Raw genomic sequence first — 7,428 nt, 5'->3', positions numbered from 1 at the left:
GCTTATAGTTTTCGTTAGTTTTTKCAAGATGATAATTTTTCTCATAATTAAGAAATTCCTTGTGTTCAAAATAGTATTGTCTGACATTGTACAATCCGACGTTGTACATGTTCTTGGCAATATGGCACAGTTCTCGAAGAGTCAAGTATTCTTCTTTGGTCAAACCATTTAGCTGTTGTTTGATACAAAAATACATTTTTTCACCTCCCATCTAACTATATTATACTATATTTTACTGAATCTATCCTATTTTCAGCAAAATATAGTTAAGGCGATTCATCTCCCACTTACTCCGCTTCGCTTCGTTGAAGTGGGAGTCTTCTCGCCTAATTAAGATAAAAGTATGCAACGATTTACACTATGCATGAAGGGGAATGAACATCTATGACAAAAATGAAGAAAGTCATCATCATCACATCCGCTCTTCTTCTAAGCGCCTGTTCATCATCCAACGAAAAAGAACAGGCTTTTATTACGAGCAAAGAACAGTCAAAATCGAATGTATCTGTTACCAATAATCCTTTCTTTAAAGAAAAAAAGGAAGGGAAGATCGAACATTTGCATGGGGTTGGTTATGCAGGCAATCAAAATGCGGTTTACTTTGCTACTCATGAAGGGTTGCTCGTTTACCAAGACAATAAGTGGTATGAAACGGTTTCCAATAAACATGATTATATGGGCTTTTCAGCTACGGACGACGGCTTTTATTCATCGGGACATCCTGAAGAAGGTTCATCGTTAGGAAATCCACTTGGTCTTGTGAAAAGTTTTGATAATGGACAAACATTAATGAATTTAGGATTTTATAAACAGTCCGATTTCCATTATATGACGGTTGGTTATAAAAGCCATACCATCTATGTGGTGAATCAAGAAGAAAATGAAACGCTCGGACGAGGGGTATTTTACAGCAAAGATGACGGCAAAACGTGGTCGCCAAGTCAATTGAATGGCCTGCCGCAAACGGCAGCGAGAACGATTGTGGCTCACCCAACGGATGAAAATATGGTCGGGATTAGTACAGCCGAGGGAGTTTTCATTTCGAGAGATAACGGGAATACGTTTGAACGGTTTACGAGAAAAATTGATACGACGACATTTATGTTTCAAGAAAAGTCGGTTGTATTTGCAGCTGTAGAGAATGATCAGTCTATACTCATCAAACAATCATTAGACACAAAACACGAAGAAGTTCTTGCTGTTCCGCCATTGGATGAAAAAGATCATATCATGTATATAACTTCTAATCCAGCAAACGACAAAGAAATTGTGATCGTTACAATGAACGGGGATATTTTTATGACAAAAAATAACGGTGGAAGTTGGACAAAACTAGCATCAGAAGGGGAAATATAGGGACATGCGGGCGCATGTCTTTTTGTTTGCCTAAAAATATATCGCTCCATAATTTTTGCAAAATTCACTGCTACAATATAAGTAACTTCTAAAGCAAAAGGAGGAAACCGCTCATGCGCAAAACCGCGATTGTATGGTTATCGTTATTGGCGATGTTGGCGTTTGTTCTCGGGGGGTGCGCAGCCAATTCCCCTCAAGACAAAACCGAACCAGAGAAAAATGGGCAGCCAGCCGCCCTTGAACAAACACAAGAAACGAACAAATTCTACTTTACTGCCAACGAGGGCGGAAGCATTTCAAAAATTGATGCGAGAACAAACAAAGTGGTCGGAACGATCAAAGTCGACGGCGCGGTCCATAACGTCCAAGTTTCTCCCGACGGAGCTATTCTCGGCGCTACGTTAGTTCCGGCCATGCAACACGGGCATGACCAGTCGATGGATATGAAAGGAATGGCGTTGTTTTATGATACGGAAACGAATGAATTAATCAAAAAAGTGGAAGTGGGACACCATCCCGCCCATATCGTGTTTACTGAAAACGGCAAATACGCCCTTGTGACCAATAATGAAGACAATAACGTTTCCGTTATTGATCTCGCGAGCTATTCAGTCATTGAAACCATTCCAACCGGAAAAGGCCCGCACGGGCTTCGCATTTCCAAAGACAGCCAATACGCGTATGTCGCCAACATGGGGGAAGACAGCGTCAGTGTTCTCAACTTGCAAACAATGAAAGAAGAAAAGAAAATCACAGTCGGATCCATCCCTGTCACAACCGGCATTACTTCGGACGGCAAAACGTTAGTCGTAACGTTGAATGCTGAAAATGCCTTGGCCATTGTTGACGTAACAAGCGGGAAAGTGGAAAAAATCCCTGTCGGGCAAGGGCCAGCCCAAGTGTACGTGTCGCCTGACGATACGTTTGCTTATGTCGCCAATCAAGGGACGAAAGAGGCGCCCTCTCATTCTGTAAGCAAGATAAACTTAAAAACGAAACAAGTCGTGGCCACAATTGAAACAGGAAACGGAGCGCATGGGGTCGTCACAAGCCCGGATGGCAAGTATGTTTTCGTTACGAATATGTTCGACAACACCGTGAGCGTCATTGATCAAGAACAAAACAAAGCAATCCAAACGGTTCAAGTAGGCGAAATGCCCAACGGGATCAGCATCATGCCGTAAAGGAAAAAGTAGCAGGTTGGACGTTCCAGCCTGCTGTTTTTTCTGCGGAATAACGGATTTTCATTTTTCCCTTTTCCTCGGGCTCAGTACGGCAATATACACATTGCCATCTTGAATATAAGCGTCAAATGTATCTAACGGTCTTGGCGGTGGCCCCCCTACATTGATACCGTATTCGTCATATTGCCCCGCGTGGCACGGACATAAGAAGCGGATGCCTTGTTTTCTGCATGTTCTCCTCAGCATCTCCAACGGTACACCCTAGATGGGTGCAAATCGGAGACATAATGAGTAAAGAACCATCTTCATTTTTGTTAATGTAGACAAACCCTTCCCTTTCCTGTTTGGTCCATGCATCTTTCCCCGGCAAGGAATGAACATGAACGTCCGCATTTTCTGCATGGTTTCCATGGTCATTCTGCTGTAACAAAATCTTCATATTTTCGAATTCGATATCGTGTTCCATTTGACCGCTATTTTTCAGAATTAAGGTAACAGGCTGTCCTACAGTCAGTTGCAAACTCTCAGGAAAGTAATAAAATTCAGTCGCTTCAACCACTACCTTTTTCCCCTTTGTTTCGATGCTTAACGGAGATGCAGTCTGGTTGTGGCCCTCCATAAAATGGTTTATAGGCGGATTCGTTATCGGAAGATTAGAAGATCGAGAAAATTCATTATATAAATGGTTATACAAATAGAAAAACAGCGGAAGGACGATTGCTAACCATAGCGGGTTATGGAATAGTTTATTGATCAAAAACGCACGGTTAAAACCCGTTTCTTGTTGAAGCATGTATAGAACAATACAAGCCATTCCAACAAATAGAACAAGCATGATGTGAATCGTAGAATCCCGATATTCAGGCGCAATCATTTCTCCTAACATCGCTCCCATCATGCCGCCCATGACTCCTGATAAAACACCGTCGATGATGGCCATGATGCTGATCGGCATCCCAGCTAAAAATCCAGCTAAAAACCCAAAAGCCATTCCTAAAATGGTTGACAAAAAGAGATTGCCGTTGTAAGAAATCCCAGCCAGCAGGCCGCCCGTCAGCCCAGCCAACATTCCTAACGCCATCGCCGCCATCATTCCAGCCATGCATGTGATTTTCTTCCTTTTGATAAAGATGAAAGCAATCACAATGAAAGACAAAACCGCCGCGATCCCCCCAGTGAATAACATCGGCAACGGATGATCCCTCCTGCAAATGTTTATTTGTACACATATATGTGTGCAAATAACAGGTTAGTCCATGTCAGTGAACATCCCGGCTGAGTTTGAGCGAAAACAGAGGGCGTGTCATCCGATTACAGCTTTTTGTATTACACCTGCATGTATTCTGTTCTTGAGCGCTCTCCCACCTACGCTTAGAGGTGGGAGATTCTTGGGAACACCCGCCCCACGGCAGGCTGTCAACCAAGCCATCCCCGTGCGTCCCACGGTTCAGCTGCCTTACAAAGACAGCAAACGATTAAAACGAAACACGATTAATGTAGCGCCAGGAGAAACATGGAACATCGAATTTTTGGCCAACAACCCGGGAAATTGGGTCTTTCACTGTCATAAACCTCACCATACAACCAACATGCATTCGATAAAGGACATGGGCGGCATGCTTACGATGGTCCGCTATGCGAAATAGATGAGCATTCAAGAAAAAACGGCATCGCTGCCGTTTTTTCTTCTCTCGATTCTCTTGCACCTGCTTGATAGTCAAGCAAATTATTTAACTTACTCGGACTCACCGTCAGCCGAAAGAAAAAGTGAACGGCGCGCTCACCGTTCGCGATGCGTATGAATCCATTGCACAAACTGTTCGATCACTTGATCCAACAAGTCGATGGTTGCCGTATCTAATCGATTGGCGTTAACCGAAACGCATGATAAACTAAGCGTATATTCAAACAAAGTTTTGGAGGGACAACCTTGGATCAGTTGCTACATGTATTCGTAAAAGCAGTGGAAAAATTATAAATCCCTAAAAGTGATAAACGAGAAACTAATATTTTGATTAACGAAGAGGCAGATTCACCCGTTCCCTCAAAACGCCGCCATGATCATTGACATGAACTTTCCAGCCTCACCCACGACGCCGCAACTCGAGCCAACGATCAATCAAATGAAAACGGAGAAAAAGCTTGTTCAAAACATAGTTTTCTTTCCCTGCTTCACGTCGTATAATCAAAAAAGAGGAGGTGAACAAGCATGGAGCGCGATACGGTGGTGAAAGAAGTGGTCGAGGCGCTGAAAATATTTTCCCGCGACATCCGCACCCAAATTGACGAAATGGGAAGTCAGCTGAGAGCGGAAATGCAAGAAACGGCCAACCAGCTGAGAGCGGAGATGCAGCAATTTCGCGCCGAGGTGAACGAGCGGTTCGACCGACTCGAACAAAAATTCGCTGGCTTGCGCGTGGAGCTGACCGAAACGCAAGAAACCGTCCATTTCCTCGCGTCCAAAACCATCCAGCACGAGAAAAAACTTCACCATTTGGCCAAGCAGCTTGAATCCATTCGCTAGTTTTCCTTCATCCGAAAGCCGCGTTTGACTGCGAGTCAAGCGCGGCTTTGATTTTTGCATCTCGGCTTCTTCGATCCCGATCAAATCCCCTCCTGCCCGGCCGCGCACGAAGACGGAAGAGAAGCTGATGATTTATCCACCCGTGGTGCTAGTTGAGCTTTAGCGCTCAACTAGCCCAAGTGTAACCAGGGAATAAGCTAACAATATACCGTCTAGTGCCACTTCAAATCCGATAATCGAATTGGCTCGGATCCCCGTGATGCGATAGTGGTCAACCAGAACCGAGAACACCGTCTCGATCACTTTGCGTTTTTGTTGGATCCACTGCTCCCATGTCTCAGACGCACGATGTTTCTGGTTTTTTCGAGACGGAGTCCAAAGCGCCATTTGGTATTCTTCGTACAGCCTTGCTTGACCAAATGGCGATTTCGACGATGAAGATGCACCTGAATGCATGAAAGTTGAGCAGAAACAAAAACGAAAATGGCGGCATATTGCTTTTGAATCTTGGCTCGATCTGTAGTAAAATGAAAGTGCTCTTGCATGGGGATTCTCCTTTCGAATGGCAGGTCGCACTTTCATTCTACAGGAGATCCGCCAGCAAGGGCTATTTTTATGCTTGCTCAAGTTTATCTAGCACCACGGGTTATCTACATTATCATGTAGCTCCTAATATGAAAAAACATCTCTTCATATGGTAATCAAATCAATTATAGGGAGTGAATAAACGTGAAATTTGATCCAAATGAGCATCTTCATTTAGGATATTATGAGAACAATGTTGATTTAGAAGCAGTCGCATATAAAATTCAGAATGAAAATAAATGGGTAGTTTTTTTAGATAATGAACAAGATACTACATTAGTTAAAAAAATATTAGATAAGTATGATTTCCATGAAAAATATGGTTACAAGATTTTTACTGTTGATGCAGATGATTTATCTTATGAAGTCGGAAGTAAGCTATTTGAAGAATGGTTAAAAGCAAATAATATAATATAAGAAATAAGGAACGAATTTGCTAACGTAACTTCATCCATGCCCCAAGTGATGAAAAACACTTGGGGCATTTTTCAATTCTAATCGTATACCCGAGTTCGACAGTCACTAGGCAAACAAAATGCCTCTCGCCCCTTGATACAAAAGGGATCGGAGGCATTTGGGCACACTTCGGGCGTGTATCTAGGCGCGAGGGTGGATGCCTAGAATCTTTGGAGGAGGTTCCAGCCCTAGAGCCGCAAGGAATAGCGCTTGTTTGGCCGTCAGTTCTGTTCGTTGATAAAGGTCGCCGTTTTTTGAAGAAAAATGTCCAAGCATGAGACGCTCGCATTCGTCTCTTACTTTCGGCCACGATTCATGAGTCAGGGGAAAGGAATCGCGAAATGCTTTTGGCCAGACGCTCCAAGACGGCGCGATCCACTTCATCTTCGCGACCGAACGAATCCATCACCTTCGCTTTCGCCTATTTGGCCTTTGGATCCCATTCATTATGAGCAAGCTGGGGATCCGCCACAGTCGTTCCGTCTTTGTTTTTGCGTGTCACTCGTCGTATGTACATGCCTATATTATAAGCGATATTAGGCTTTTTTAAAGGATAAATTATGAATTCGTGTGCCTATGAAATTCAGTGTTTTTTTCTAGGATCCGCATCGCGAAATCTTTGATATAACAGCATTTTGGCCATTTTCATTTGCCTAAAATGGCCTCAAAACTGTCGAACTCGGGTTTTTCATCTCATACTCATATCCTGTGGGCTATGCGAAGAGCAAAAATGTATCTCATAGCCCAAAACATTTCCTTCAAAGATCTCTCACTTTTCGAAATAGCTGTTTTACAAAAATTTCAATCACAGCTTATTCAAACGAAACTTTTTTTATCACTTACCGTAAGTGAAATTGCATGGATAATTTTCCAACTTAAAGGAGCATTCCCGTTAGGAGCTTTTCCGGGGACTTGATCAAAAAAAGCCCTCTTGGTATGATGCAGGGGTGTCAAACAATACCTACCATCATGCCAAGGAGGACTTCAGATGAATTGTACACAAAACTATAAAATTGATCAAGTTACGGAACAAACGCTTGTCGTGGGCATCGATATCGCGAAACGAACCCACTACGCCTGCTTCGTGGATGACCGGGGGCGCGTGCTTCGCAAATCGTTCCCGATCTTCCAGTCGAAAGAGGGGTTTCAACAGCTGTATAAAGCGATTCAGGRGGCGATGCAAGCGTTYGGGAAGTCAGAGGTGATCGTCGCSGTGGAGCCGACCGGGCACTACTGGTTGAACCTGGCCTACTTCCTCGAGGAGCACGGGATCCCGTTGGTCATGGTCAACCCGGCGCATGTGTGCCGGTCGAAAGAACTTGA

At 43.7% G+C, this 7,428-nt stretch carries 7 protein-coding genes and 4 pseudogenes; 6 read left to right on the top strand and 5 right to left on the bottom strand.

Annotated features, from left to right (window positions below; genetic code table 11):
• Positions 1–196, bottom strand: a pseudogene (locus AP057_RS17640) (RNA-guided endonuclease TnpB family protein); the annotation flags it as partial.
• A 188-nt stretch (positions 197–384) separates the two neighbouring features.
• Between AP057_RS17640 and AP057_RS00225 the strand changes: the two are divergent.
• Both AP057_RS00225 and AP057_RS00220 read left to right on the top strand, forming a co-directional pair.
• On the top strand, positions 385–1,356 hold the full coding sequence (locus tag AP057_RS00225) for a F510_1955 family glycosylhydrolase (RefSeq protein WP_014195227.1): 972 nt from the start codon (positions 385–387) through the stop codon (positions 1,354–1,356).
• A 113-nt stretch (positions 1,357–1,469) separates the two neighbouring features.
• The gene (locus tag AP057_RS00220) at positions 1,470–2,540 is read left to right on the top strand and encodes a YncE family protein (RefSeq protein WP_047757671.1); all 1,071 of its coding nucleotides are present in this window, start codon (positions 1,470–1,472) and stop codon (positions 2,538–2,540) included.
• A gap of 178 nt (positions 2,541–2,718) precedes the next feature.
• On the opposite strand, the gene AP057_RS00215 is transcribed toward AP057_RS00220, so the two are convergent.
• A complete protein-coding gene (locus tag AP057_RS00215; protein WP_235468409.1) occupies positions 2,719–3,726 on the bottom strand; it encodes a hypothetical protein in 1,008 nt (335 codons plus the stop codon).
• Positions 3,727–4,012: 286 nt separating this feature from the next.
• Here AP057_RS00215 and AP057_RS00210 point away from each other — a divergent pair.
• Positions 4,013–4,186, top strand: a pseudogene (locus AP057_RS00210) (multicopper oxidase domain-containing protein); the annotation flags it as partial.
• Positions 4,187–4,320: 134 nt separating this feature from the next.
• Here AP057_RS00210 and AP057_RS18000 read toward each other — a convergent pair.
• Positions 4,321–4,452, bottom strand: a complete 132-nt coding sequence (locus AP057_RS18000) for a hypothetical protein (protein WP_255347947.1) — start codon at positions 4,450–4,452, stop codon at positions 4,321–4,323.
• A 297-nt stretch (positions 4,453–4,749) separates the two neighbouring features.
• Between AP057_RS18000 and AP057_RS00205 the strand changes: the two genes are divergently transcribed.
• Positions 4,750–5,064, top strand: a complete 315-nt coding sequence (locus AP057_RS00205; protein WP_049625046.1) for a hypothetical protein — start codon at positions 4,750–4,752, stop codon at positions 5,062–5,064.
• A gap of 159 nt (positions 5,065–5,223) precedes the next feature.
• On the opposite strand, the pseudogene AP057_RS15815 reads toward AP057_RS00205, so the two are convergent.
• A pseudogene (locus tag AP057_RS15815) lies at positions 5,224–5,609 on the bottom strand (hypothetical protein).
• A gap of 184 nt (positions 5,610–5,793) precedes the next feature.
• Between AP057_RS15815 and AP057_RS00195 the strand changes: the two are divergent.
• Positions 5,794–6,066 (top strand): DUF3986 family protein, encoded by a 273-nt coding sequence (locus tag AP057_RS00195; protein ID WP_055357773.1) that lies wholly within the window; start codon positions 5,794–5,796, stop codon positions 6,064–6,066.
• Between the two features lie 358 nt (positions 6,067–6,424).
• On the opposite strand, the pseudogene AP057_RS18095 reads toward AP057_RS00195, so the two are convergent.
• Positions 6,425–6,622, bottom strand: a pseudogene (locus tag AP057_RS18095) (transposase); the annotation flags it as partial.
• A gap of 471 nt (positions 6,623–7,093) precedes the next feature.
• Between AP057_RS18095 and AP057_RS00185 the strand changes: the two are divergent.
• Positions 7,094–7,428, top strand: a 335-nt coding sequence (locus tag AP057_RS00185; protein ID WP_152968845.1) for a transposase, incomplete at its 3' end; no start/stop codon positions are given.

The sequence above is a fragment of the Geobacillus sp. Sah69 genome, assembly GCF_001414205.1.
GTDB lineage: Bacteria > Bacillota > Bacilli > Bacillales > Anoxybacillaceae > Geobacillus > Geobacillus stearothermophilus.
The sequence above is the reverse complement of the archived record's forward strand: the minus strand, read 5'-3'. Positions and strand labels throughout refer to the sequence as shown.